This is a genomic window from Allomuricauda sp. ANG21 (genome assembly GCF_040705235.1).
GTDB lineage: Bacteria > Bacteroidota > Bacteroidia > Flavobacteriales > Flavobacteriaceae > Flagellimonas > Flagellimonas marina.
Map to the genome: position 1 here is coordinate 304,505 of NZ_JBFCVT010000001.1, position 26,281 is coordinate 330,785.

21 protein-coding genes are annotated in these 26,281 nt (G+C 40.1%); 6 read left to right on the top strand and 15 right to left on the bottom strand.

Annotated features, from left to right (window positions below; all coding sequences use genetic code 11):
* Window positions 1-21 precede the first annotated feature (21 nt).
* The 10 genes from AB1A65_RS01505 to AB1A65_RS01550 all read right to left on the bottom strand — a co-directional run bounded on the left by AB1A65_RS01505 (window position 22) and on the right by AB1A65_RS01550 (window position 11,435).
* A complete protein-coding gene (locus AB1A65_RS01505; RefSeq protein ID WP_366584906.1) occupies window positions 22-2,856 on the bottom strand; it encodes a type I restriction endonuclease subunit R in 2,835 nt (944 codons plus the stop codon).
* Window positions 2,857-3,417 carry a hypothetical protein gene (locus tag AB1A65_RS01510; RefSeq protein ID WP_366584908.1) on the bottom strand — a complete coding sequence of 187 codons (561 nt, stop codon included), beginning with the start codon at window positions 3,415-3,417 and terminating at the stop codon, window positions 2,857-2,859.
* A 24-nt stretch (window positions 3,418-3,441) separates the two neighbouring features.
* Complete coding sequence (locus tag AB1A65_RS01515; protein ID WP_366584910.1) at window positions 3,442-4,629, bottom strand: PD-(D/E)XK nuclease family protein; 1,188 nt, start codon at window positions 4,627-4,629, stop codon at window positions 3,442-3,444.
* Window positions 4,630-4,640: 11 nt separating this feature from the next.
* On the bottom strand, window positions 4,641-5,819 hold the full coding sequence (locus tag AB1A65_RS01520; RefSeq protein ID WP_366584912.1) for a restriction endonuclease subunit S: 1,179 nt from the start codon (window positions 5,817-5,819) through the stop codon (window positions 4,641-4,643).
* Window positions 5,819-7,381: a type I restriction-modification system subunit M gene (locus AB1A65_RS01525; protein WP_366584914.1), complete on the bottom strand. Its 1,563-nt coding sequence runs from the start codon at window positions 7,379-7,381 to the stop codon at window positions 5,819-5,821. The genes AB1A65_RS01520 and AB1A65_RS01525 overlap by 1 nt, the downstream gene beginning before the upstream one ends.
* A 37-nt stretch (window positions 7,382-7,418) precedes the next feature.
* On the bottom strand, window positions 7,419-8,294 hold the full coding sequence (locus tag AB1A65_RS01530) for a protein rep (RefSeq protein ID WP_366584916.1): 876 nt from the start codon (window positions 8,292-8,294) through the stop codon (window positions 7,419-7,421).
* A gap of 143 nt (window positions 8,295-8,437) precedes the next feature.
* On the bottom strand, window positions 8,438-8,680 hold the full coding sequence (locus AB1A65_RS01535; protein ID WP_366584918.1) for a helix-turn-helix domain-containing protein: 243 nt from the start codon (window positions 8,678-8,680) through the stop codon (window positions 8,438-8,440).
* Between the two features lie 114 nt (window positions 8,681-8,794).
* On the bottom strand, window positions 8,795-9,604 hold the full coding sequence (locus AB1A65_RS01540; RefSeq protein ID WP_366584920.1) for a hypothetical protein: 810 nt from the start codon (window positions 9,602-9,604) through the stop codon (window positions 8,795-8,797).
* Window positions 9,601-10,710, bottom strand: coding sequence for a site-specific integrase (locus AB1A65_RS01545; RefSeq protein WP_366584922.1), 1,110 nt, complete (start codon window positions 10,708-10,710; stop codon window positions 9,601-9,603). The genes AB1A65_RS01540 and AB1A65_RS01545 overlap by 4 nt, the downstream gene beginning before the upstream one ends.
* Window positions 10,711-10,913: 203 nt before the next feature.
* The gene (locus AB1A65_RS01550; protein ID WP_366584924.1) at window positions 10,914-11,435 is read right to left on the bottom strand and encodes a collagen-like protein; all 522 of its coding nucleotides are present in this window, start codon (window positions 11,433-11,435) and stop codon (window positions 10,914-10,916) included.
* A 223-nt stretch (window positions 11,436-11,658) separates the two neighbouring features.
* Here AB1A65_RS01550 and AB1A65_RS01555 point away from each other — a divergent pair, with 223 nt between their 5' ends.
* The 5 genes from AB1A65_RS01555 to AB1A65_RS01575 all read left to right on the top strand — a co-directional run bounded on the left by AB1A65_RS01555 (window position 11,659) and on the right by AB1A65_RS01575 (window position 16,412).
* Window positions 11,659-12,570: a YihY/virulence factor BrkB family protein gene (locus AB1A65_RS01555; protein ID WP_366584926.1), complete on the top strand. Its 912-nt coding sequence runs from the start codon at window positions 11,659-11,661 to the stop codon at window positions 12,568-12,570.
* Between the two features lie 94 nt (window positions 12,571-12,664).
* Window positions 12,665-13,726 carry a pyridoxal-phosphate dependent enzyme gene (locus AB1A65_RS01560; RefSeq protein ID WP_366584928.1) on the top strand — a complete coding sequence of 354 codons (1,062 nt, stop codon included), beginning with the start codon at window positions 12,665-12,667 and terminating at the stop codon, window positions 13,724-13,726.
* 4 nt (window positions 13,727-13,730) lie between these two features.
* Window positions 13,731-14,804 (top strand): DUF1611 domain-containing protein, encoded by a 1,074-nt coding sequence (locus tag AB1A65_RS01565; protein ID WP_366584930.1) that lies wholly within the window; start codon window positions 13,731-13,733, stop codon window positions 14,802-14,804.
* Window positions 14,801-15,862 (top strand): dipeptide epimerase, encoded by a 1,062-nt coding sequence (locus AB1A65_RS01570; protein ID WP_366584932.1) that lies wholly within the window; start codon window positions 14,801-14,803, stop codon window positions 15,860-15,862. Before AB1A65_RS01565 ends, AB1A65_RS01570 begins: the two co-directional genes overlap by 4 nt.
* A 412-nt stretch (window positions 15,863-16,274) precedes the next feature.
* A complete protein-coding gene (locus AB1A65_RS01575) occupies window positions 16,275-16,412 on the top strand; it encodes a hypothetical protein (RefSeq protein ID WP_366584934.1) in 138 nt (45 codons plus the stop codon).
* 74 nt (window positions 16,413-16,486) lie between these two features.
* Here the strand turns inward: AB1A65_RS01575 and AB1A65_RS01580 are convergent, their stop codons facing one another.
* Window positions 16,487-17,422 carry a TerC/Alx family metal homeostasis membrane protein gene (locus AB1A65_RS01580; protein ID WP_366584936.1) on the bottom strand — a complete coding sequence of 312 codons (936 nt, stop codon included), beginning with the start codon at window positions 17,420-17,422 and terminating at the stop codon, window positions 16,487-16,489.
* A gap of 162 nt (window positions 17,423-17,584) precedes the next feature.
* Between AB1A65_RS01580 and AB1A65_RS01585 the strand changes: the two genes are divergently transcribed.
* On the top strand, window positions 17,585-18,838 hold the full coding sequence (locus AB1A65_RS01585; protein ID WP_366584938.1) for a divalent metal cation transporter: 1,254 nt from the start codon (window positions 17,585-17,587) through the stop codon (window positions 18,836-18,838).
* Here the strand turns inward: AB1A65_RS01585 and AB1A65_RS01590 are convergent.
* The 4 genes from AB1A65_RS01590 to fabD all read right to left on the bottom strand — a co-directional run bounded on the left by AB1A65_RS01590 (window position 18,835) and on the right by fabD (window position 26,202).
* Entirely contained in the window at window positions 18,835-20,778 is a 1,944-nt protein-coding gene (locus tag AB1A65_RS01590; RefSeq protein ID WP_366584940.1) for an OmpA family protein, read from the bottom strand. The genes AB1A65_RS01585 and AB1A65_RS01590 overlap by 4 nt on opposite strands.
* Window position 20,779: 1 nt before the next feature.
* Window positions 20,780-21,775, bottom strand: a complete 996-nt coding sequence (locus AB1A65_RS01595; RefSeq protein WP_366584942.1) for a type IX secretion system membrane protein PorP/SprF — start codon at window positions 21,773-21,775, stop codon at window positions 20,780-20,782.
* A 1-nt stretch (window position 21,776) separates the two neighbouring features.
* Window positions 21,777-25,172, bottom strand: coding sequence for a Calx-beta domain-containing protein (locus AB1A65_RS01600; protein ID WP_366585238.1), 3,396 nt, complete (start codon window positions 25,170-25,172; stop codon window positions 21,777-21,779).
* A 145-nt stretch (window positions 25,173-25,317) separates the two neighbouring features.
* Window positions 25,318-26,202, bottom strand: coding sequence for an ACP S-malonyltransferase (gene fabD / locus AB1A65_RS01605; protein WP_366584944.1), 885 nt, complete (start codon window positions 26,200-26,202; stop codon window positions 25,318-25,320).
* Between the last annotated feature and the right edge of the window lie 79 nt (window positions 26,203-26,281).

Here is a 26,281-nt window from a genome sequence, read left to right on the forward strand (position 1 = left end):
TCAGGTTTGACTTATAGTAGATTAACCCATCCCATCAATAAAAGTCTCGATAAAGTTTTTAATTTTATTCAGTATCCTCTCTGATGAGGTTGCTCTATCTCTTAGGCTTGGCCTTTCGTTCATTACAGCAATGATCTCATCTCGCAATGGTTCTTTTTCTGTAAACAGATAATTACTTACTAGATCGACTAACTTTTTGTAGTCTAAGTTTTCTTCTTTAGCCAATTTAAGAATGGCTTTTTTCTTCTCCACTGTCCAATAGGATTCAAACTCGTTGGCTACCAGTTCTGAATCCGTTATCAATGGTAAGTTCTCTTCTATAAATTTCTCAATCAGTTCTTTTTTGCTTCTTAATTGAGTTTCCGATGCTAATATATCAGAAATCGCTTTTCGCTGTTCTTCTTGCTCTTTTGGTTTTGAATCGTGAAGTTTGGCCAACAAGGTTAAAATGTATGTGACATTTATTTCATCCCTTCGTATCAGTTCCAGTTCAAAATCAATGTCGTTTAATATGGACACCTTTTCCTTTTGGGTTTCTGATTTTATGGTGTCGTAGAGATCTAAATACTTGCTTTTGTAATTCTCAAAGGTTTGCTCATCCATTCCCAAATCGTCAAAACTAAATTCGGTGAATGTCCCAAGGACATTTTTAACTCGCATCAATTCTCTAAAGGCCTTTACAAATTCCAGTTCTTCAGCTTCAGACACCAAATCATTTACGCTGTCAAAGGTTGGAGCAATAGCTCTAACACGCTCTACTGCTTCATCAAACTTTTCAATATAGTCCTCATAGGGCTGTACTATGATTTCCTCAATGGCTTCTTTATTGGAAAATAGGGTTATGGCCTCGTCAGTGGCTTCTTTTAAGTTTCTAAAGGCCACAACGTTTCCCTGGGATTTAACCTCATCCAATATTCTGTTTGTACGGGAATAAGCTTGAATCAACCCATGATACTTTAAGTTTTTATCAACGTATATGGTATTGAGCAGTTTACTATCAAATCCTGTCAAAAACATATTGACCACCAACAAAATATCCACCTGTCTGTTTTTTACCCGCTTCCCAATATCCTTGTAGTAGGAATAAAACTCATTGGTGGAATAATTGGTTTTAAACATCCGATTATAGTGACCAATAAATTCCTCCAATTTATCTCTTGTATGCTTCGTATCATATTGCGAGGAGGGTTCAGCTGCAAAATCCTCATAATCCTCATCTGGAATAAAGCCTTGGGCATCCTCATCTAATTGATTGGCTTGGTAGGAGTATATCGTAGCCACTTTTAAATCATGCTCTCCTGCTTCTTTTTTAGCTTGGAATAACTCATAATACTTTATAAGGGTCTTTACATTCTGAACGCAAAGAATGGCTGTATAACGCCTGTTATGTGTTTTACGGTTGTGATTATTGATTATAAAATCAACGTTGTTCTCCAATCGCTCAGGAGCCTCTAACACCTCAGCGGTATTGATGTCTTCCACTTTTATATCAATAACCTCATCCTTAAGCTTTACGGTATTCATGTATTCAATGGAAAACTTCAGAACGTTCCTGTCCCGTATGGCATCGGTTATAACATATTTATGCAAACACTCTTCAAACAAATCCTTGGTGGTTCGCCTTCCCAACTTATTCTTAACTGAATTATCGGCAAAAATAGGAGTACCCGTAAAACCGAACATTTGGGCATTTTCAAAGTAGTCTTTGATAGCGTTGTGGGTGTCACCAAATTGGCTACGATGGCATTCATCAAAAATAAATACAATACGTTCGTTCTTTAGCTTATCCACTTTTGCCATGTGCTTTGGCTTTGAAATCGCTGTATTTAATTTTTGTATCGTGGTTACAATGAGTTTGGTTTCATCGGATAACTGCTTCACCAATGTACTAGTATTGCTGGTAGCATCTATACTACCTTCACTGAAGCTATTGAACTCTTTGATGGTTTGGTAGTCCAAATCCTTACGATCAACCACAAAGACAACTTTAAGCACATCCTCTAAATTGGTTAATATTTGTGCCGCTTTAAAGGATGTCAAAGTTTTACCCGAACCTGTAGTATGCCATATATACCCAAACTTATTGCTGTTTTTTACTCGTTCTACAATGGCCTCTGTTGCATAATACTGATATGGCCGCAATACCATTAAGGTGTTAGCGGTATTCAGCACAATGTATTTGGTTATCATTTTGGAGAGATGACAGGGCTCCAAAAATGCTTTGGCAAACTCACTTAATTGCGTGATGATATTGTTCTCCCTATCCGCCCAAAAGAAGGTTTGTTTAAATGAACGTGCCTTTACAGGGTTGTTTGCGAAATACTTTGTATTTACCCCATTGCTTATGACAAATAACTGCACGTATTGGAACAGTCCAATACCTGAGCTGAACGAATGCCTCTCATAGCGGTTGATTTGATTGAAAGCCTCTTTCATTTCCAAACCACGCTTTTTCAGCTCTATTTGAACCAGTGGCAAACCGTTAATGAGAATAGTAACATCATAACGGTTTTTATAGGAGCCTTCCATGGTGACTTGGTGGGTAACTTGGTACTGATTTTTGCACCAATGCACTTGGTTAATCAACTCAACATAACCTGTTTCTCCATTGTCTTTGGTATAGGTAATACGATCACGAAGTGTTTTAGCCTTTTCATAAATGTTGCCCTTAGACAGTTGATTAAGAATTTGTCTAAATTCTGCCGCTGAAAAATTGGCTTTGTTATGCTTTTCCAACTGCTTCTTTAAGTTGGCAACTAAATCAACCTCATCTTTTATACTGACTTTTTTATAGCCTAACACTTCTAATTGACCAACTAGGTTTTCTTCTAATATGTATTCTGGCTGGGTGGTCATTTATGATTGATTTCTTCTTCTCTCAAAATGTTCCAATTCAAATTGAGCTAAAGTCTGGTTAGTAAGAAAATTACCTCTAATGTATTCAATGATAGCCATATAATCATCACTTTTGGTTATTTGAGTCCAGCTAACAATGCCTCTAGGCAAAACACCTGACTTATTGGCCAAATCAATTAATGACTCCTGAATACGTCTATCCAGAGGGAAATGGGGTGGCTCAGGGTAATCAAAAAGGCACCACAGGTATTTCAACAATAGATTGAGCAGTTTTTGACTGATACCAAAATTTAACTCTTGGTTTGAGAGTATTCTTCCATACTCATTAGAAGCATAAGAAATTCTCGTTATGTGGTTTAAATGTGTTTCATCATCAGTTACCTTGTTGTCGTGATACACTGGCAATATGTTCGTTTCAATATATTCTTGAAGGTGCTTTTTAAACTCCTTTTTCTCATGGTCTTTGGCACCCTTCACATAAACATTTGCCCTTTGAAACGCTGCACCAAAAGTGAGTGTCCAAATCTCATTGTAAATAAATTTGTTTTGGTACTTATCCATTCTGAATAATCATGTGTTTCAAATTTATTTCTTTAACGATGCCAAAGGAGCCTCACTAATCTTACATATCTCCAAAAGTTTCTCTTTAACAATCTTAATCAAATCCTCCCTTAGCTGGGAATTGAACAACTTAGACCGCTCACTTACATTATTGAAATCCAAAATATACCTGTAATATGGCCAAACCTTGCTTTCCCTAAAATCTGACTGAAAATATTCAAGCTGTCCTAAGACTACTTTTATGGAAGCCCTGTCCACTTTATCTTTGGCTCCTATTATTCCATAGACGGATTTTTGCCAAGGTATTTTGGAGTCCCCTTCGAGTTTGACAGCAATGTTTTCTGGCCATTTGTCACTGGTAATTGTAATTCCCGTCCATGAGTCACTTAAATCATTGTCCACCTCAACGCTCCAATTGTTGTTCAATTCATTTATGAGTCTTGCCGCTATCTCATCAATAAACTGCCTAGTAAATTCTAATTCTACATCCCAGATGGCACTACTTATGGTCTGGGCTGCATTGTAGTTTTCCCTTACAAGCTTGTACATTTCTTTTTCCATGGCCTTATCGGATAATTGGTTGGTTAGTTTTTTTAATAAAATAATGTATTGCCTTATCGATTCTCTAAGGATCGGTTCTTCAGCTGATTCCTTTAAACAGGCTTCCAGCCAATCCACAATGTCCGTTTTATACGAAAGACAATAATAATCTTTGTCTAAAGCCAGGTTGCTTTTACTCTCGGGTGAAGCATCTGAACCACCAAGCGTTAAATAGTACACTGTGTTATTCTCCTTGTTATGGTTGCAATAGCGTTGTAGTTGAACATTTTGGTCAGATGCATAGATTTTATTCTCTATGCAAATGCTATTGACTTGGTCGGTGATGTAAATATCCACCCTGCCCCCTATAAGCTTGGCATCGTCACGATTTCCTATATATTTCTCCAAGACAACATTGGCCTTATCTAAGTCGATGGTGTTGTTATTAACGGCTTTCAAGAACAATTGTAAAAACAAGCTGCCTTTAGAATGCGAACCCTTTGGATTGAGCAATTCCCCTAAAAAAGCAGAATGGGTGCCGTTCTCTTTATGCTCCATGTTGAGAATGGAAAAAACATTAAAGTTTTCACCTTTTAACCTAGAAATCTCATTATGGTGGGCAATGATTCTTTTGGCATCCTTTATTAGTTTTTTTTCGTTGGTGTACATCATTCTCAATGGGTCTAAACAAACATCTGCTGCAACAAACCCTTTTTAAAGGTTTGGGTTTGCGCTATTTGGGTCTGTACCACCGCTATTTTTGTATCTATGGTACTTAAAAAATTGGCGATTTGGGTTTGTTCTTCTATAGAAGGCAAGGGAACTTCAACATCTTTGATATCTTTCCCGCTTACTGCTGTAAACGTACTACCCTGCTCCAATCGAGACCATTTGGCTTCATAATCCAATAGGAATTGATAAAGAAACTCAATATTGCTGTTTGATTTATTTTTTATCGAACAAACCCCTCTACCTATGCAAGCATTATGAATTGATTTAGCAATTGCCCCAACTGGTGCTCTAACAGTCAATATCAAATCTCCAATTTCACATCTTTTAGTTGGGTCTGTTGTCCAACTTCTTGGGCTTGTTTTTCTATCTTTTATATCTGCATTGCCTTGAATTAAATATAACCCTTCTCCATTAGAATTATATGAGTTTGAGCTAGGTGACTGACCCATATTTATTATAGCAACCTCCCCCAACCGTTTCTCCTCCCAATCAGGAAATTCACCGCCTCTCTCTCTCGTAAACCGTAGTTTCTGAGAGAAAATTTGCTGCATCACACCCTTTTTGTAGTCTTCCAACAATTTTTGCTTTTCACGCAATTGGGTTATTTTTTTTTCAACGGACGAAAGGAATGAAGCTATTTTTTGTTGTTCTGGAAGAGAAGGAAAGGTGACATCTATACTTCTTAAATTATCATTGTAAAGTCTGGCGATAGTTGTATTTTCAGTGTTCCAGTTAACATTTTCATATAGATAACCCAATAAATTATTTAAAACAATTAATTCGTTATTATCAATCCATACAATGTTGGAGTCTTGAAAATAAGCTGGTTCCCCATCATAAATTACCGTTCTTCCGATAGTTCCAGATGCAGATATTAGAATATCTCCTTTCTTAGGAAATGAATATTTACTTTTATAATTTTCGTAAAGATTCTTATCAATGAAAGCATCAGGTGTTTTCCCAAACGTGCCAATTTTAAAGAATGGGATGTCTCCAATTTCTGAAGTTTGGTCTTTCATAATTCTTTTACACATAGAAACACTACCAATTTCTCCTAATGTTTTTGTTTGCCATTCCTTAGAAAACTCAGCAAACCGCAATTTCGGCACCCGTTCGCATTCTTTCATCATTAAAACGGTGTTTTAATATTGAGTTGCTTACAGAAATCGGCTATCAAAGCATCTGTTTCGGCAATATCTTTTTCCAATCCTTGCAAATCGGCAGATACTTGTTCTAAATTTACGGGTTCTTCCTCCTCGAAGGTGTCCACATAACGTGGTATGTTGAGGTTATAATCGTTTTCGGCCACCTCTTCTAATGTTGCCACATAGCTAAACTTATCTTTTGCGCTTCTAGTGCGGTAGGTGTCTATTATGGCATCAATATGGGCTTCGCCCAATTTATTTTTATTGCCATCCTTCTCAAAACCTTGTGAAGCATCAATAAATAAAATGTCATCGCTATGCACCCTACATTTGCTCAACACCAAGATACAGGTGGGTATGCTTGTTCCATAAAACACATTGGCAGGCAGGCCAATAACGGCATCCAGATAATTAAGTTCTTTTATGAGATATTCCCTGATTGTTCCCTCGGCACTTCCCCTAAACAACACCCCATGGGGCAATACACAGGCCATAGTGCCATTTTCTGCCAACTGGTAGAGCATGTGCTGCACAAAGGCAAAATCCGCCTTGCTAGTGGGTGCTAAACGCCCATATTGGCTAAAACGCTCATCATTTTCATTCAATGGGTTGTTCTTCCCTTTCCATTTCGCTGAAAATGGTGGATTGGCCACAATAGCCTCAAATCGCATATCCAAATGCTGAGGTTGTTCCAAGGTGTCTTCTTGTCTAATATCAAAATGCCTAAAGTGAACATCATGCAAAATCATGTTCATTCGAGCCAAATTGTAGGTGGTTCGGTTAAGTTCCTGCCCAAAAAAATCATCCACTGGCACTTCCCTACTAACCCGTAATAGCAACGAACCTGAGCCACAGGTAGGATCATACACACTTTTAAGGCGTTTTTTGCCTGTGGTCACAATTTTCGCCAGTATTTTTGAAACTTGCTGCGGGGTATAAAACTCCCCCGCCTTTTTGCCAGCTCCACTTGCAAACTGTGAAATCAGGTACTCGTAGGCATCGCCCAACACATCGGCATCCGCATCCTCCAAGGCAAAATCTATTTTATCCAAATGAAACAGTACTTTGGAGATAAGACTGTTTCTGGCGTCTGTGCTTCTACCTAATTTGGTACTGTTGAGGTCTAAATCTTCAAAAAGCTTGTTGAAATCATCCTCGCTTTCCGTACCCATGGTACTTTGCTCAATACTGTTTAGAATACTTTCCAAATCGGCAAGGATAAAATTGCTTTCATTCTCTGTATTGGCATTCCCCTTTTTGGCGATGGAGCTAAATAGTTCTTTTGGTTTTAAAAAGTAGCCTAACTTTAAAAGCGATTCCTCTTTAATGGCTTCCAAATCGCCTGCATCGGTAACCAAAAGGTAATCCTTTATTGCTTCGGTTTCCAATAAGGTGTTAGCGTACAGATATTGTTTTTCGGAAAGGTATTTATAGAAAATAAAGCCTAGTATGTAATCTCTAAACTCATCGGCATCCATTTTGCCTCTCAACTCGTTGGCAATATTCCATAATTGCGTTTCGAGCAGTTTCTTTTGTTCTTCGGACATGAATATTTTTGGTTAGTTCCAATTCAAATATAAGGCTTTATGAAAGTGTTTTGTTTATGTTATTCTCAAGTAAGGCGATAAGGTGAGATGGGGGTTTGTAATCAGCCAATTTTTCCAACGAGTTGACATTAACCCAATCAGCTAATTCTGAATCATACTCCCATTGTTTGAAGTTGGTCAATATTTTTTGTGATGGTTTAGATTCCTCAAGTTCAGGTGGAAGATTAAAACCAAAGCGGTCAAAAATCCGCTGCCCCTTCATCGCTTTAAAAATAGTGTCTAGTCCTTTGGCATAAATGATATGTGAATCCGTTTCTTTTGCCTTTGTCTTTATGTGAGGTTCTGTGAAAATTTTACTGCCATACTTAATTATTTCAATAAGATTCCTTTCTAAGTCCCATACTTTTTTGATTTTTTGACCTCTAAGACTCACTTTGTTTGGCTTGGCTCTCATACCCCATTCCTTTACAATTATTTCAGCCATATTTTTGTTCGCAACCAAAATATGAAAATGTGGATTATAGGTTTTTTTGTTCGGATTAAAATTGGCCTCCATTGATTTTATGCCAATTAATTTCTCTCCCGTACCTCGCTGTTCCCTTTTCTTGTGCTTATTGACAATTTTAGTGAATGTCGTCTTTATACTTTTAAAGTATGCTCTCAGTTGGTGTTCCTTACAAGACTTTACCGTGATTGTTACAAAATGAGGGTCATCCCAATTTGCAATTACTGGATAGTACTTGTTTATTATTTCCGCTTTTCTGATACTTAGGCAGATTGTGCAATACCTATTTTTACAATAGTTCCCATAGAGTTTTCCATTGGAGGACACCAAGTTGCTTTGACAATGGTATGTATTCCAATAAGCCTTTTCCCTTTCTCTATCTTCCTCGGCCTTTGCAATATCAATCATCCTAAGAATTGTTTGACGAGTGATAAGTTTACGTTTTGCCCTAGAATGAACTACTTTCAAATCGGTTAGGTCTGTGCCTTTACCATTAACCAATAAAGTATGTCCCGGTTTATTTGTCCCGTTTTCCGCTAATGTATTGAATATCATTCCCCAAAGCCTTTATCCAGTATATAATTTGCAACCTCTGTTTCCATTTCCAAAACAGGCTTTGCCTCTCTTTTTCCTCTAAGCATATAGGCCTCCAAATCTGCCTTCTTGAAGAAGATATTTTTGCCATTTGGCTTATAATGGTCAATCTTTCTATAATGAGTTAACTTATATAAATGGCTTTTACTGAATCCTGTATACTCGCAAGCCTCTTTAAGATTTAAGATGTTCTTTTCCATCCTTTATTTTTTAAATTTATAAATGATGGATTAGCTAATCCGAATTTGTAATTACGATGTAAAGAAAGTAAGGAAAGGAAAGAAAATAGGTTTACAGTAGGTTGACCGTCAACTCTAAATATCCAATTTTCGCTCTATTGTTTTCTTTAGGTTGTTGAGCATTTCGTAATAAGTTTGAGAATATGGAGTGCCTTTATTCTCCTTATTTGCTTTAATTGTTTTAGCACTTTTAGGATTGATTGATTTGCCCTTTGCAGTAAAGTATTTAGCCAGTTTACCATAGAATCCGCCTTTCGTTTTGTGGACTTCATTCTCAGGCTCCTTAATCACATCTGCGTCAACTAATAAGTCGAAGAAATGAACCAAATCAGTTTGGTTTAGATTAAATTCTAATGGCTCTAAATTATCATAAATATCATCTGTAACTAGCTCCCCACTTAGTATCTGTTCCTTTCTCGTATGCAACCACTTGCAAAATTTAGCCAAAGATTTAACAGCATTAATCCACTCTCTTCTTTCAAACAAAATATTACCGTCTTCAGTATAGAAATACGAATTGAGAACAAAATCAATTTCTTCAGATTGGAAATTTTTAGTTTGCTCATCAAAACTTTGGACAGCATCCAAAATGTCATCCTTTGAAACCTTACAGTTATTAAGGTAAATTAGTTTTAACTGAAGTCTGTGCATACGGGCGGCGTTTTCCCTAACTTCAAAATATTGGGTTTGTTGACTCTTTACTATATCAACAAAATCTTTATTCAAAGTAGAAACTTGAAGGGCATAAATATATCCTCCTAATTGGGGAATAAGAAAGTCTATCTCTTCATCTCCTGACTCATCACCACCATTTAAAAACTCATTTAAGTCTTTAAAATAATTATCAATCCGCTGTTTGTATGTAGCATTTTCTATTTTAATCATAGGAGGTTTGAAGTTGCATCGTCCTTAATATTGTTCACATAGTTTAAATACTTTACTGTATGGGCGGTACTACTATGCCCTAAAGCATCTGCGACGGTTTTTAAATTTGCTCCATTTGTGAGCAATCTTACTGCAAATGTATGTCTGCCACAATAGAAGGTAATATTCTTGTCTATTTTTGCTCGCTTCATCATTGTCGTGAGATTCTTTTTTATAGCTACTTCAGATAAAAATTTACCCTTATGCTTCAGGTTAAAAATTAATTCACCCCTACCTCTTTCCTCTCCCAATAATTGTATAGCTGAATCACTAAGTTGAATATTAATTTCAGAACTATCAACTTTGCTCCTGTTTATAATAAGTCTATTGTTTATAATATGATGCCACTTCAACCTCTTAAACTCTGAATATCCCAAACCGGAATAACACGCAAATAAAAAAGCCCTTTTCACCTCATCATTCCCGCAATATGTATTTTTTAGTGTTTGAATCTCCTCTTCTGTGAGAATTTGTTTTACAAGCGTTTTTTCTGCTTTCTTATTCTTAGATTCCCATTTTACTCCCTTATAAACCGATTCCTTTAAATAACCCTGCTTTTCAGCATAGATTAAAACCTTCTTAAACCGTTTCCAATAACTGTAAGGTGTTTCACCATTCAATCCAGCCCTATAAAGAAGATACTCCCTAAAACCCTCTATATAAAGTTTATTTAAACCGCTCATTGGAAGATTGGGCTTTCCTTTTTCCTCTCTTAAATACTGTTGAAATTTGTTTAAAGCATTCTTGATACTTCTAATATCTCTTAACTTGTAGTTAGCCAAGTAAGTTTCAATGTATTTAGGGATTGTTACCTTTTTTTTATGTCTTGGAATAAAGTTTGTTCCTTCACTCTCCAATTCCAAAGCTCTTGCAGCCCTAATATTCTGAGCCAACTCTCTTTTTTGGATTTTATCATCTCCTTTTTCAACAACGTGCAACCACTCATAACTCCTAACCCCATTCTGATAAATATCTAAATAATACCTTTTACGACCTTTGGCCAAATTCCTTTCCCTTAGCTTAACACTCATTGCAAATTCAATTTCAGATTTAGTTAGTTTATCCAACTAGTAACAAAATAGTAACAAATACTAATGCTAAAATAAGAAAATTAAAGATTTAAAAGGAAACTAAGTAATATGTATCTTACTGATTATCTTTACATTTAAGTAGTATATTTTTTCTTATGTTTTCAGGGTTATGTACCCGCCTCGAGTACTTAATGCAAAAGCCGAATCGAAAGATTCGGTTTTTGCATTTAAACCATTTTCTAGTATGTCAATCTGTAATAATCGGCTACTTGATAAAAGTCTGAGATATCCACTCCCGCCTGTTTCAATTCTTGCTCTACACTTGTTACCTTCGAGGCCGAACCATCCGTTCCTTCGATTACGACAAACCTAAAATCCACATCGCTTGCGGCTACTGTTGAGCGTATTGTCAGTTGTTGTAACGCAATCGAATAGATAAATACATGAAAATCTTGTGTGGAACGATAGGGCAATGCGTACCAAAAATCTTCTGAACTAGTCTGAAAATAACCAAGGACAACACCATAATCCATAATATCTTGGGTAATCGCCGGTATCGTAAACAATGTATTTCCATCAACAAGAGTTTGATTTTCAAATAAATAACTTCTTACGTTGGCATTCCCATCTTCTCCTGGTTCACCTTGTATCCCTTGCTCACCCTGTGGTCCAACCGCACCATCTTCCCCATCACTGCAAGCAGCAAGTAACATTAGGCCGGATATTAAAAAAACAACTTTTGATAATCTTAGTTTTTTCATTGGTTTGAGGTTTTGATTCTATTAAACAACGACAAGACCCTACTCTTTATTATCAATTATCGACTGTATTCCAAACAGTTATAATTCAATTTCACACTAACTTTGAACCAATTGTACATTCTATAGTTTCTCGGTCAACAATTATTGTTTTTCGAGCAATCTTCCGATACAAAAAACATTAGATTCCCTTCCAAAGATTTCTTAACATCTAGTACACTATCTTTTGAAAAAAGGTCATACATATGCTAAAAAATTCAGGCTAAAAGATTTTCCATACCTTTTTTGGGACACTTTTAAAGCTTGGAGCAAAGCCAATCCATGGCGATTGAGTGCTGTAGTGGCCTATTATGCTGTATTGTCCCTACCTGCACTCTTGGTGATTATCATCAATATTGTGGGTTCCATTTGGGGTGTGGATATTGTTCAAGGCAGACTCACTAACGAGTTTTCCATTGCCCTGGGCCCTGATGCCGCGCAAACTATCGAGGGAATCATTCAGGATACCCAAAACAAGGACAAAAATTTAATCTCCACTATTATTGGTGTTGCCACGCTGCTTTTTGGTGCCACGGGTGTGTTTTATCAATTAAAGATTTCCTTAAATGAAATATGGCGAATAAAAGGTCCCACAAAATTTAATTTCTGGAAATTGGTATCAGAACGGGCACGAAGCTTTGCTTTTATCCTTGTCATCGGTTTTCTATTGCTTATCAGTTTTATCATCACCGCTGCCATTGCCGCACTTAACGATTATCTGCGTAGGTTGATGCCCGATATTGTGGTCTATTTGGCCTACACGGTTGACATTCTTTCTTCCATTGTCATAATCACCTTAATGTTTGCCCTTATGTTCAGGTTCCTACCAGATGCCAAGATAAAATGGAGAGCCGTTTGGTTTGGGGCCATAATCACTTCCGTGTTGTTTGTCATTGGCAAATTCTTATTGGGACTCTATTTTGGAGAGGCTGAACCTGGTTCCACCTACGGTGCTGCTGGTGCCATTGTCTTGGTTTTGCTTTGGGTGTCCTATTCATGCCTTATTCTTTTCTTCGGGGCACAGTTTACCTATATCTATGCCAAAACTTATAATATCTTGTTTGTTCCCTACAATGAACTTCAAGAACAGACCAACTGACTCTCTTTTCTCCCAAAACCACTTTAAAATATTGCCTTTGCATTACCAAAAAACAGCATAAAAGAATACCTTTAGTCTATCCTAATGCTATGGTATGAATCTATTTGATGGAGTTAAAACCGCCGAACTCAAAGTCTCTTCAGAAACCAAGGAACTCAGTGCCTTTATCAAGGACAAAAACAAATCCTTGGTGGATAGACTCGAAAGTTTTGAGGATATCATCAACATAGAAGTGGGAGATACCTCAATGACCCGTGCCAAATCCTTGGAACGCGAGTTCGATATTCGACAACTGTACATCAAATATGAAGGTGATAATCCATCGGGCACCCAAAAAGACCGAATTGCTTTTGCGCAAGTCTACGATGCCCTCCGACGTGGGTTCGATACTATCTGTTTGGCCACCTGTGGAAATTACGGCGTTGCCGTGGCATTGGCCGCAGATTTGGCGGGATTGGAATGTATCATTGCCATTCCCTCCAGCTATCATACCGAACGCATCAAGGAAATGGAGTCCCTTTCGGCAACCATTCTACGACTGGATGGCAGTTATGAGGATGTAGTGACCCAAGCAAGTGAAATGGCTGCGGAACGGGAATGGTACGATGCCAACCCAGGAGGTGCCAACACCCCATTACAAATTGCTTCCTATGCCCAAATTGCCACTGAAATTGTAGATGACTTGGGCGATGCACCAGAATATTGTGCGGTACCCGTTTCCAATGGAACGCTCCTAGCAGGTATTTATCGCGGGTTCAGTAGCCTCTACAAACGGGGAAAGACCACGAAAATCCCCAAAATGATTGCCGCCTCATCTACCCATAAAAATCCCATTATCCAATCGTTCAAAAAAGGGTTGAACCATTGTCAGGACCTTCAACCTGAAAAAGTCAAGGAAACTAAATACAATGAGCCACTCATCAACTGGCATAGTTTTGATGGCGAGGAAGCACTGTATGCCTTACATCAGTCTGATGGCGAGGCATTCAATATAAGTGATAAAAAAATGCGGGACATGAGCACGTTGCTGCTCAAAAAAGAAGGACTACGGATTCTTCCTGCCTCCACAGCTGGATTAATTGCACTTTTAGAACTGGATGAACAACTAAATTTTGAACCCAATCGGTTTGTTGCCGTGCTTACCGCCAAATATTGACACTATGAAAAAAATTGACGGAAAGGCCCTTGTCTATTGCGAAGGGGCATTCAATACACCCAATGGAAAAACAGCCCACGGACTCGTCCGTTTTACGGAGCGTTATCAAGTAGTGGGAGTTTTGGACCACACCTATGCCGGAAAAGATGCAGGCATGGTACTGGATGGCAAACCCAATGCTATTCCCATTTTTTCAACGATTGAAGAAGCAACCCAAACGCTATCCGCGAAAAATCTAGCACCAGATTATTTGGTCATTGGCTTGGCTCCAGATGGTGGTCGATTGCCGAAATCTGCGAAAAATACAATTAAGAAAGCCCTACAACTGGGTTGGAATGTAGACAGCGGCCTTCATGATTTTCTCACCAACGATGCAGAACTTGTTGAACTGGCAACAAAGAATGATTGCACTATTCGAGATGTGCGCAAAACTCCAGACCGTGACAAGCTTCACTTTTTTACAGGTGATATTGAAAAAGTGGATTGCTTAAAATTGGCCGTTTTAGGCACCGATTCCGCTTTGGGCAAACGAACCACTTCGTGGTTTTTGGTCCACGGGTTCAGGGATGCTGGCTACAAGGCTGAAATGATTGGAACTGGGCAGACCGCTTGGATGCAGGGTGCTAAATACAGCATGATCATGGACAGCTGCATCAACGATTTTGTATCCGGTGAAATTGAACACGCTGTGGTCAGTGCCTATCGTAACGAAAAACCCGATGTTATTGTCATTGAAGGCCAAGGAAGCTTGATGAATCCGGCGTATCCCGGTGGATTTGAAATTTTGGCCGCAGGCCGACCCGATTATGTTATTCTACAACATGCCCCCAAACGGTTGGAATATGATGGCTTTCCCGGGTACAAAATGCATTCCATCCAAGAACAAATCAACGCCATCCAAGTGATTTCAGGGAAAGAGGTGATTGCCATCACCGTAAATCACGAGAACATAGAACCATCTGAAATCCTTCCAGCCTGTAAAGCATTGGAGGAGGAAACTGGACTTCCCACTTTTGATGTTCTGGCCCATGGTGCACAAGACCTCATTGCGCTACTCAAAACCAAGTTGAAGCCATGATCATCACCAATATTGGGTATGAGCGATTGGAATTGGAGCTCCTTGTCCCCTATACCATTGCCTATGAAGAGATTTCAAAGGCTACCAATTTTATCCTTAAAATAGAAACGGATGAAAAAATCTTGGGGTTTGGTTGTGCGGCGCCCGATGTAGCGGTCACCCATGAGTCGCCGGATGATGTGGAACAGGCCATTAAAAATACCATCATCCCTATTTTAAAGGGGAAGAATCCCTTCATGGTTTCAAGTATTTTGGAGGAGCTTTCGCATCAATTATCGCAAAAATCGTCGGCATTGGCCATGGTTGATATGGCCCTTTTGGATATTTCAGCCAAGAAAATGAAAGTACCTTTATATCAATTTTTGGGTGGGTACCGACATGAAATTGCAACGAGCATCACCATTGGCATCCTTCCTCTGGAAGAGACCCTAAAACTGGCATCGGAATACGTAAAACAAAAGTTCTTTATTTTAAAAATAAAGGGCGGGCTTTCTTTGGAAGGGGACATTGAAAAACTGAAAAAACTTAGGGAGACCTTTCCCCATATTCAGCTTCGTTTTGATGGAAATCAAGGGTATTCCGTTTCTGAAACCCAAGCGTTTGATGAAGCCGTAAAAGAAATGAACATTGAAATCCTGGAGCAACCTACAAAACCGGGATTTGATGAGCACTTGGGAGCTGTAAAAAACACACTGGACCTACCCATTATGGCCGATGAAAGTCTAAAATCGGTCAAGGATGCCTTTCGATTGGCCAAAAACCAACGGATTGACATGGTAAATATTAAACTCATGAAAGTTGGGGGAATCCATGAGGGAATGCGTGTGAACACAGTGGCCAATGCCGCCAATCTGGAAGCCATGGTAGGCTGTTTGGACGAATGTGCCCTTGGTATTTCAGCGGGGCTGCACTTTGCTCTTTCACGATCCAACATAAAATATGCTGACTTAGATGGGCATTTAGAATTTAAAAAAGACCCTTTTTCTAACTTGTTCCATCTAAAGAACGGAATTCTAAGACCCAATCAAAACCCAGGACTGGGGCTCATGGATTGGTAGTATAAACCAACCTCTTCACAGAGGTTTTCATCTCCAGGGCACATTTTTAAGTCATCCAGTAAACTAAAATTTGAAAAAACCTTAAAGAAAAAATCTATGAAACTTTTAAAATTCATGGGGATAGCCCTATTATTATCAATCAACCAGCACAACTGAATTTTGTGAACTCTACTCAAATCCAATAAGGTTATGATTACCCATTTGATATAGTGCGTTTCCTCAGTACACCTGACAATGCTATCAAGAGAGCACATTCCATTTACGTATTAATGTTAGTAATCTTGGCACTGAACAGTTATATATATGCTGTTGTCGGATATGCAGCAATCGGAGATGACAACAAGTATTTCGTGGTAGATAGTAGTTATGGGAAAACATCCTCAATTTTGAGATATCAAACCTGTCCTATAATATGGAGACCAGACATCTAACATTTTCGTATTCATGGTCAGAGGCAGCCGCCGGAAATGGTACAGGACATGACCTAAACATGTCCGGGATGGTAGATGTTACTGTGCTTGAGCAGGTTGAAAATCCTCAGCAATTTTAGGATAAAATATAGAAATGGCGAATTAACCGTTGAGTCCAAGGCATTTTGCCTTGGCTTTTTTTTCGGTCAAAACGCTATTCTTCTTTTCTCTTCAATGAAAACACCACTCCCATAGCCAATGCTGCCGCAATGAATGCCAACGAAACCCATTCCGGTACCTCAACATGATGGGATAAAATCAACTTTACCCCCACAAAGAACAAGATTGCAGAAAGACTGTACTTTAAGTAATTGAACCGCGCTACCATATGGCTCAAGAAGAAATAAATGGAACGTAGGCCCATCACCGCCAAAATATTGGAACTGAACACCAAAAATGTATCCGATGTAATCGCCAATACGGCCGGAATACTATCCAATGCAAAAAGCACATCCGTGAACTCTATCACCACTAATGCCAATAAAAGTGGGGTAGCCATTAATATCCCGTCCTTGCGAACAAAGAATTTCTGGGACGTTATGGTATCCGAAACCGGAATAATCTTATTCACCAATCGAAACACAATAGAATCTTTTGGTTCATAGACTTTTTTACTTGACCGTAGTAATCGTAAGGCCGTAATCACCAGAAACCCACCAAAAACGTACGTAATCCATATAAACTTTTTAAGAAGGGCAACACCCAAATAAATAGCTGTAATCCGAAAAAAGATAGCGCCCACTATCCCCCAGAAAAGTACCCTATGCTGGTATTTTTCCGGTATGGCAAAGGATGAAAAAATCACTGCAATCACAAAAATATTATCCATGCTCAGAGACATTTCCACCAAATACCCAGTAATATATTTGAGGGTTGCATTCCATGCTGTTAAATCATTTGGATTTTCTATCCATTGATTTCGGTAAATAAAATAAACCAAAATTGAAAATACCAGTCCCAACCCTATCCAAAACATGCTCCAAGTAGTAGCTTCCTTTAAAGAAATAGCATGGGCCTTCCTATTAAGTACACCCAAATCAAAAATCAGCAATAGTGCAACGGCCGAAATAAAGAGTATCCAAACAATCATTAAAACATAGGATTTACAGTAATACAAAACTGTAAAAAACAGTTTTCAAAACCATACCCATTGTGAAATAATTAAGCAAATATTATAAATCAATCATGGATGCAGCTTTTTACGAAATGCCATAAATACACTACATTTAGCGCCATGCACTATTGACTATACATGACACAACTGAAAGCACTTATCAAAGTTTTAGGCCCTGGTCTACTATTTGCCAGCATGGCCATTGGCACATCCCACTTGGTACTGTCCACCAAAGCTGGAGCACAATATGGATGGATTATGGTCATTCCGATTGTATTGGCCAATCTTTTAAAATATCCTTTTTTTGAATTTGGGGTACGTTATACCACTGTTACTGAAAGAAGCTTGGTGGAAGGTTACTTGAATCTAGGAAAAACCTATTTGTGGATCTACGCCTTTGTGACGTTGATTTCCACGTTCACCATTTTGGCCGCGCTTTATGTGGTCACTGCTGGACTTTTTATGAATCTTTTCCAAATTACAAGCATGGGTGCAGGGGGAATTGCCCTTTGTCTTTTCATATTTATCAGTTTGCTCCTCATTATTGGGAAATACAAATTCTTGGAAAACTCTTTAAAAGCTGTCATAACCATATTGTTTGTTGCTCTTTTGGTAACAACGGTCCTCGTCATTCAAAAAGGGCCGGTACCCAGTGCAGAATCGTATCAACGTCCTGGGGTTTTTAATGAAGTCGGCATTTTATTTTTAATCGGATTGATTGGGTGGATGCCCACCGCTGTCGAGGCTTCGGGCTGGGTGAGCATGTGGAACATGGAAAATCTAAAGACCATGAAGGAAAAGCCCTCCCTGAAACTCGCCCTCCAAGAGTTTAATGTAGGCTACATTTTAACTGCAATCTTGGCGGTTTTCTTCTTGATCATTGGATGGATGACCCTGTATGGCACAGGTACGGAACTTAGCGGAAGCGCTGTGGTCTTCGCTGACCAATTGGTAAATCTATTTACCGTGCATATTGGGGATTGGGCCTATCTTTTTATTGCCGTAGCTGCCTTCGCCACCATGTTCAGTACGTGTATGACCGCCCATGATGCCGTTTCAAGGGTCAGTGTTGATGTTCTTGCCAAATTGTATCCCAATGCCGGAGCATTCAAGAATAAAAATGCTTTTGCCATTACCGTAATTATCATGGCCATCATCAATTGGCTCGTTATCAAAGTTTTTAGTGCCAATATGGCCAGTTTAGTCTCCTTGGCCACCTTTGTTTCTTTTGTACTGGCCCCGTTATTGGGTTGGATGAACCTTAAAACCGTAATGGGCAATGATATTCCCGACATCCACAAACCCAAAATAGGCTTACAGATTCTCACGTGGTGTGGAATGGTATTTCTTTCGTTATTTGCGCTGTATTATTGCTGGATGATTTGGTTCTAATTGAAAAGTACGTTGTCGTTCAACACTACAATCAAAGACCTTTGATTTTGTTTATGGAGCATTTCTAAACAGAAAACTCCGTTGGTGCAATTATTCAGAATTTTGTCTTCTCCATACCCAATGGAATATAGAATGTTGCTCGCAGGGACACCTTTTTGAATCAGATATCTTTTAATGGCATCAGAACGGCTCTGTGTCAACCTAAAATTGATGGAACTCCCTCCCCTACTGTCCGTATACGTTTCTATTCTTAATTGGGCCGATGGAAAACTTTTAATAAAATCCACTACTTTATCCAATTCAACTTCAATTTCTGGGGTCAGCTGGGTATCGTTGTTACCAAAGAAAAACTTTTTCATTTTTACAACCATTTGCCCCTCCTGTTCCTCCACCAAATCATCATAGAGTGAAATACCAATATCAAAATCTGTCTTTTCCAATCCTTCCAAATCATCTTCCTTAAAACGCTTGGTAAATCTGGAGTAATGGTCTTTGGTAGATTCTAATATTACCTCTTCTTCCCATGGAATTTCCATTCTGTAATTTCCATCTTCATCAGAATAGGTCTCAGCCAAAAGTTCACCACTGGGGCTTTTTAATCGAACTACAGCCTTGTCTACAACTTCAGAAGGGTTGTAAGGCTTCATAACTTTTCCCTTGATAGCGATTGTCTTCAGTCCTGGTTTTTCGTCCACCTTAAAGCCATAAATATCATCCTTGCCCTTTCCGCCGGGTCTATTGGACGCAAAATACCCCAATAGCCCTTCACCATCATTTCGCATAATAAGTCCAAAATCATCTTCAGGTGAATTGATGCCCATTCCCAAGTTTATAGGAATACTAAAGCCCTCTCCTTCCATATTCGATTTGTAAACATCCATTCCCCCTAACCCATAGAACACATCTGATGCAAAGTACAAACTCCCTTCAAACATAAAAGGTGCTATTTCGTTACCGGGGGTATTGATGCGGGGACCCAAATTAATTGGAGCCGACATCACCTGGCCATTGTTCGTATACACGTAATAAATATCGGTGCCACCGTAACCATCTTCAAAATTGGCCGAGAAATATAATTTTCCAGAGGCTTCATCATAATACGGGTAATAAAAAGACGTACTTAAATCCTTTAGAAGCAATTGAAATGAACCACCAATGGTCTGTTTTCCAATGGACAAGGCATTTTTTCCTGTATTGTCGAACGCAAGCTCACCATCTTGGGTATTGGACAATACATAGAATATGCTCTTTAAACTTTCGGAATAAAATGGAGTGGCCTTATGAAATCTTGAACTACCAATCTCGGAAAAAGGTGCTATGCTAGAAATCTGCCCATCGGTTTGCAGCCGTGCCGAATAAATATTGAAATAGTCTTCGTTACCAGGTTCGTATCTGTTGCCTTTTTGTTGAGGGCGCCCGCTGGTGAACAGCAGTTGGTCTTTGTAAAAAGCTGGAGCAAAATCGGTCTGTGGACTGTTTCCCAACAAGTTAAAGATTTGATAATCCAAGCCAGGGTCCGCCGCTTCGTTTCCCAATAACTGCTGATTAAACTCCATGTTTTCCATTAGTTCTTTTGAAAAACTTAAGGACATTGTGGACAAAAAAGCTTCTTTTCTCTCTTTATTGGTCGTCTTGGAGAAGCTCTGCAGCATTTTATTGAAATGATGGCTTCCCATCAAGGTGTCTTTCTTATAAAGCTCTAAATACATTTCAGAGGCCTTCTCAAAATTGTTGGTTTCGAAATAGGAATCCGCCAAATTCAAAAATTGCTGTTCGGACAAAACCCCTTCCCTTAATTGGTCTTCATACGCCGTTATGGCCTGCTGGTATTTATATTGAAAAAAAAGATTGTCTCCCTTAGACTTTTTCTGACCAAAGCAGAAAACCACGCCCAAAAGGGTTGCCAAAATTGTTAGCTGTATATTGTGCGCCTTGCTCATGTTAGAAAAATCTTGGGGAATCTATCTGTTTTCCTTTATCATTTGTCTTTTTGTTCTTGTTTCTTGATTTGGAACCTCCGGAACCAAAACCACCTCGACCAATATAGAATTTCAATATGGCCTCATGCGAGCCTCCGCTGTACTCGCCCAATCCGTTGGTATTGTAATCATACGCATAACCAATAAACATAGCATTGGATACCTGAAATCCTGCCAAACCGCTCACCGCATTGTCAAAACGGTACGAAGCGCCAATGGTAAGGGCATCTATAAACTGAAAGTTGGCCGATAGGTTCACATTTACAGGGGACCCTTGAAGGTAATTTACTAAAAAAGCCGGTTTAAACTTGGTCCTATCGGATATCTGGAACACATAACCCCCAATGGCATTGAACTGCATATTGTCCTCCACAATGGTGGCCACTTCATCATTATAAAGAGCATTGGTCAAAAAATTGGGAACCGAAACACCTAAATACCAATCCTCTTCATGGTACATAAAAAGCCCTGCACCTACGGTCGGATAAAAGTTGGTATACTCCCCACCCAAAATGGATTCATCCGATGGGTCAATAAAGGTACCCTTAGAGTAGTCGATATTCAAGGAAGAACCACCAGCATTCAATCCAAATGACAATTTGGTGTCTTCGGATAGTTGAATTTGATAGGAATAGGCGACATCAAAATAGGTTTGTGTGGACGGACCGAGTTGATCGCTCACAATATTGATCCCCAATCCCATTTTTTCGTTGCTGAACGGAATATTGGCCCCTCCACGTATAGTGGTCGGTGCACCTTCAATATCAACCCATTGCGCCCTGTACAGGCCAATGACCTCTGGACTCTCCACGGTACCGACATAGGCCGGATTAAAACTGCCAATGTTGTACATGTACTGGGTGTATTGGGGCTCTTTTTGGGCATTGGCCAAACCGATGGCCAAAAGCAGCACTAAAAGAACAATTCTGTATTTTGACAAACCTTTTTTATCTGGCATTTTAGTTGTTCCTTACAATTTGAATCCATCCCTTTACTACTTCCGTTCCATCTCCATTTAAATCAAGAATATAAAAATACGTCCCTTTGGGCAGATCACCATTTTTACCTGTTCCATCCCAAGAACTATCATACCCATCCATCTGGAATACACTGTTCCCATAGCGATCAAAAACCTCAAGAGTGTTATTTGAATATTGTTCGTGACCCACCAATATCAACCTATCATTCTTACCATCACCATTGGGTGAAAAGATATTGCAAATGGTTCCGGGGTCTTCACAAGCACTTCGATTTACCTGAACAGAAACGGTTGATGAATTGTTATCGGTTACGGTATTGTCTGAGGGAAGGGATGAAACCAATGCTGCCGTATTCTGGAAGGTCCCTGAAGCAGTGACAGCTACTGTAATCTCCAGAGTTGCCGTTGCCGTTGTCGCGTTCATTTCGGGAATGGACCATTCCCCAGTTTCTTCGTCATAGGTTCCTAACGAAGCCACATGGGAAACATATTCAAAAGCATCATCCAATACATCGGTCACAACGATATCCAAGACCCTTGCCATATCCACATTTTCGATAGTAATGACAAACTCGATTTGCTCACCCAAAAGAGGCTCATCTTCATCTACCACTTTTGTAATGGCCAAATCAATATCCATTGGATTACAATCCACGGTCAAGAACGGGTCACAAGCATCCAAGGGATCCGTAGCATTTTCGGGAACTGCGGTTGTACTTGGATCATCAACTACCAATACTTCCTCGCCATCCGTTAATCCATCACCATCTGTATCAGGGTTATTAATATCGGTACCCAAGGTATTTTCTTCTGAATCAGTTAGACCGTCACCATCCGTATCCACATTACAGTCGCTCACGGATATGGTCACTTGCACCGAATCATTAGTACAGGGGGCAATAGCGCCTGTAGTCGTGAACTCAAACACATAATCCCCAACGGGCAAACCGTCAAAATCAACCGTATTTCCGCTTCCAATGGCCAAAGAACCCCCAGATGGGTCGGTTATAATGGTCCATGCTCCAGCATCTGCGCCTGATAAGGTAGCATCCAAATCAATGATATTAGGCCCTCCAAGGCCTACCGTATTACAGGCAACCGTATTGGTTGGGGTACCGGTAGAAGGGGTATCATTTATAGTTGCCACTACTTCCACTCGGTCTGAAACACATCCATTGGCAGTGGCCTCCACATAAAATGAGGTGGTGGTTGAAATGGAAGGCGTAATGAACGTGCCACCGCTTCCTAGCATGGCGCCTCCAGTGGGCGCATCAAACCAGTTGATAACCCCATTACTGGCTGTGGCCGTCAAGGTCAATGTACCTTCACCACAGCGTTCAGCACCAGTAGTGTTTGTTATGGTAGGAGTTGGAAAAAGCTCTAAAGTAACTGTAACCACAGCACTGGGGCAATTGTTTATGGCATCCCAAAAAAATCCGAAATAAGAAGCTGGATTGGTAACCTGACTATTTCGATGCTGATCCGTCTGTAAAGGGTCTGGATCTGTACTCCATCTCAATTCAGTTCCTGGAGGAGCAGCATTGGTCACATAATCATCCAAATCCACTAAAAGCTCCTCCCCACAGAAAGTTGTGGGCTGGGTCAAATCAAGCGAAGGTGTAGCACCATCGGCATTACAAGGAGCCGTATTCTTGGCAACACTATCATCGGCAATTGGACCAACCCCATTGCCATTGCTAAGTGTAACTGCAAGCGTAACATTTCCGTCTTCAACACCACTAACATTGATTCCCGTAACGCTTTGAGTTGGAGAACTAATCAATCCTGAGCCCATCACTGGAGTTCCGCCTGCATCACTTGTAAAGGTATAATCGTATATCGCGCCGACTACCGCATTTGTAAAAGTAAAGCTAACAGCTGTCTGGTTACCATCATCTATGGGATCTTGGTTTATCTCAACAGTATATCCTGAGGGAACTACCGTATTTTTAACAGCCATATCTGATGTTGGAGGCCCCTCATTTCCTAAAGCATTGGTAACAGTTACTGTTAGCGTAATGATTCCATCAGGCAAACTGCTAAGATCTATACCTGTTATTGTATTATTAGGACTTCCAACAGGTCCAGTTCCTGTAACCGGAGTACCTCCACCATCACTAGTAAAGGCATAGTCATATGTTGTTAGAAACGATGGAGCTCCAGAAAAAGAGAAACTTACATCATCTTCATTCGTCAAATTTATGGGATCTTGGTTGATGGTTACTGTGTATCCATCCGGAGGTGTATTGTCCTCACTTACGATGGTTACATCGGCACTGGCTGGAATGCCGACGGTATAACCGGCACCTGAATTAAGAGTGACTGTTACCGTTTCATCCAATTCGACAAGGGAATCGTCTATTGGGGTTACTAATATTGTGGCGGTTTGCTGGCCATTGTCAATAGATACAGTACCCGAAAGCGTGTTATAGTCACTCCCAGGAGTTGCATCCCCACCAACTGTATATCCTACAATAATTGCAGAGCCCGTATTGTTGATTGCGCCAAGGTTCACCTCAAAAGAACCGGTTTCCGTTCCCAATTCTGTAGCGGTATCATCACTTGCTGTAACCGTGGCAATACCCGTATCATCATTATTAATTGTCCCCAATCCCGTACCATCGTTAATCGTTGCATTGGAAACTAAACTCAGTTGTAGATTGAATGTTTCGTTTAGTTCAATATCGGTATCACCATTAACCACAACGGTAATAGTTGTGCTTGATTCACCTACGTTAATCTGTCCCGTACCAGATGTAGCCACATAATCTGTTCCTGCTGTAGCTGTGCCGTTAGACGTTACATAGGAAAAACCTATGTTCCCGGCCGCGTTACCGCCGCCGTCAACGCTCACCGTGAAGATGAAGTCCGTCGTCCCGGCGTCGCCCTCCGCCAAGGTCACGTCCCCGATGCTTATCGAATCCGTATCGTCATTGGTGATCGTGCCGTCACCGGTATCGTCCGTTATCGTGGCATTGGTCGGGTTGCTCAGCACGACCGTGAAGCCCTCGTCAAGCTCAACATCGGTGTCACCGTTCACCTGTACCGTTATCGTAGTGCTGGGGGTGCCCGCGGCTATCGTGCCAGTACCGCCCACTATCGCGACGTAGTCCGTGCCCGCCGTGGCGGTCCCGTCAGAGGTGTCCACATCAAAGTCTATCTGGGCGGCCGCGTTACCGCCGCCGTCAACGCTCACCGTGAAGATGAAGTCCGTCGTCCCGGCGTCGCCCTCCGCCAAGGTCACGTCCCCGATGCTTATTGGATCTTGTCCATACCCTGATCCAATTCCAAATAACACAAGTGTCAACACCAACATTATTCCTTTACTGTAGTTTGTAAAGGACCGCTTTAAAGTTATCTGCCGGGAGGTTACCATCACCTGTAAATGCGTTTTCAGTTTAGTTCGTAAATGCCATGTTTAGGTTGGTGAGTTGGGAAAATCAATATTACAAAAAAGGGTAACAATCCCCATAACCAATCGGTTCAAATCTTGGTTAAATCGGATAAACTGCCTGAGTTATCTAGGAGAGTGCCGCGGAACTAGTTTCGGAATCTGGGTTTATCTTTTTCACCAAACCTTGCAATACTTTGCCTGGGCCCACTTCCACAAAGGTTTTAGCACCATCCTTCACCATTTGTTGTACGCTTTGGGTCCATTTTACGGGGGCCGTTAATTGTAAGATTAGGTTCTTTTTGATTTCGTCAGCACTTGAAATTGCAGTAGTAGTCACATTTTGATAAATAGGACAGCTGGGAACGCTAAACTCTGTAGTTTCAATGGCTGCAGCCAATTCTTCTCGGGCAGGTTCCATCAATGGGGAGTGAAATGCACCGCCCACGGGCAACAACAAAGCTCTTCTTGCTCCGGCCTCTTTTAATTTTTCACAGGCAATGTTCACTGCATCCACTTCACCTGAAATTACCAATTGACCGGGACAGTTGTAGTTGGCAGGAACGACCACACCTTCCACCTCTGCACATATTTTTTCCACAATAGCATCGTCCAATCCCAAAACGGCAGCCATGGTGCTGGGCTTTAGCTCGCAGGCTTTTTGCATAGCAAGTGCACGTTGGGATACCAGTTTTAGTCCATCCTCAAAATTTAAGGTGCCGTTGGCTACCAAGGCGGAAAATTCACCTAGGGAATGCCCCGCGACCATATCGGGTTTAAAATCGTCACCCAATACCTTGCTCAAAATCACAGAGTGTAAAAAAATGGCTGGCTGGGTTACTTTCGTTTGTTTTAAATCCTCAGCGGTACCTTCGAACATGGTATCGGTAATGGAAAAACCTAAAATTTCGTTTGCCAGCTCAAACAGTTCTTGTGCTTGGGAGTGATTCTCATAAAGATCTAATCCCATTCCAACAAATTGCGCGCCTTGTCCTGGAAAAATATATGCGTTCATAATAGTCGAGTTTTTTGAGTGCGTAAAAATAGGGATAATTTAGACTCTTAGATGTTTGGACAACTTGGATTAATGGATT

Bases quoted from the DNA above. Each gene is read 5' to 3' on its own strand.
- AB1A65_RS01505 (WP_366584906.1), bottom strand. From the start codon at position 2,856: ATGACCACCCAGCCAGAATACATATTAGAAGAAAACCTAGTTGGTCAA.
- AB1A65_RS01510 (WP_366584908.1), bottom strand. From the start codon at position 3,417: ATGGATAAGTACCAAAACAAATTTATTTACAATGAGATTTGGACACTC.
- AB1A65_RS01515 (WP_366584910.1), bottom strand. From the start codon at position 4,629: ATGATGTACACCAACGAAAAAAAACTAATAAAGGATGCCAAAAGAATC.
- AB1A65_RS01520 (WP_366584912.1), bottom strand. From the start codon at position 5,819: ATGATGAAAGAATGCGAACGGGTGCCGAAATTGCGGTTTGCTGAGTTT.
- AB1A65_RS01525 (WP_366584914.1), bottom strand. From the start codon at position 7,381: ATGTCCGAAGAACAAAAGAAACTGCTCGAAACGCAATTATGGAATATT.
- AB1A65_RS01530 (WP_366584916.1), bottom strand. From the start codon at position 8,294: ATGATTGATATTGCAAAGGCCGAGGAAGATAGAGAAAGGGAAAAGGCT.
- AB1A65_RS01535 (WP_366584918.1), bottom strand. From the start codon at position 8,680: ATGGAAAAGAACATCTTAAATCTTAAAGAGGCTTGCGAGTATACAGGA.
- AB1A65_RS01540 (WP_366584920.1), bottom strand. From the start codon at position 9,604: ATGATTAAAATAGAAAATGCTACATACAAACAGCGGATTGATAATTAT.
- AB1A65_RS01550 (WP_366584924.1), bottom strand. From the start codon at position 11,435: ATGAAAAAACTAAGATTATCAAAAGTTGTTTTTTTAATATCCGGCCTA.
- AB1A65_RS01560 (WP_366584928.1), top strand. From the start codon at position 12,665: ATGAATCTATTTGATGGAGTTAAAACCGCCGAACTCAAAGTCTCTTCA.
- AB1A65_RS01565 (WP_366584930.1), top strand. From the start codon at position 13,731: ATGAAAAAAATTGACGGAAAGGCCCTTGTCTATTGCGAAGGGGCATTC.
- AB1A65_RS01570 (WP_366584932.1), top strand. From the start codon at position 14,801: ATGATCATCACCAATATTGGGTATGAGCGATTGGAATTGGAGCTCCTT.
- AB1A65_RS01575 (WP_366584934.1), top strand. From the start codon at position 16,275: ATGGAGACCAGACATCTAACATTTTCGTATTCATGGTCAGAGGCAGCC.
- AB1A65_RS01580 (WP_366584936.1), bottom strand. From the start codon at position 17,422: ATGATTGTTTGGATACTCTTTATTTCGGCCGTTGCACTATTGCTGATT.
- AB1A65_RS01585 (WP_366584938.1), top strand. From the start codon at position 17,585: ATGACACAACTGAAAGCACTTATCAAAGTTTTAGGCCCTGGTCTACTA.
- AB1A65_RS01590 (WP_366584940.1), bottom strand. From the start codon at position 20,778: ATGAGCAAGGCGCACAATATACAGCTAACAATTTTGGCAACCCTTTTG.
- AB1A65_RS01595 (WP_366584942.1), bottom strand. From the start codon at position 21,775: ATGCCAGATAAAAAAGGTTTGTCAAAATACAGAATTGTTCTTTTAGTG.
- AB1A65_RS01600 (WP_366585238.1), bottom strand. From the start codon at position 25,172: ATGGTAACCTCCCGGCAGATAACTTTAAAGCGGTCCTTTACAAACTAC.
- fabD (WP_366584944.1), bottom strand. From the start codon at position 26,202: ATGAACGCATATATTTTTCCAGGACAAGGCGCGCAATTTGTTGGAATG.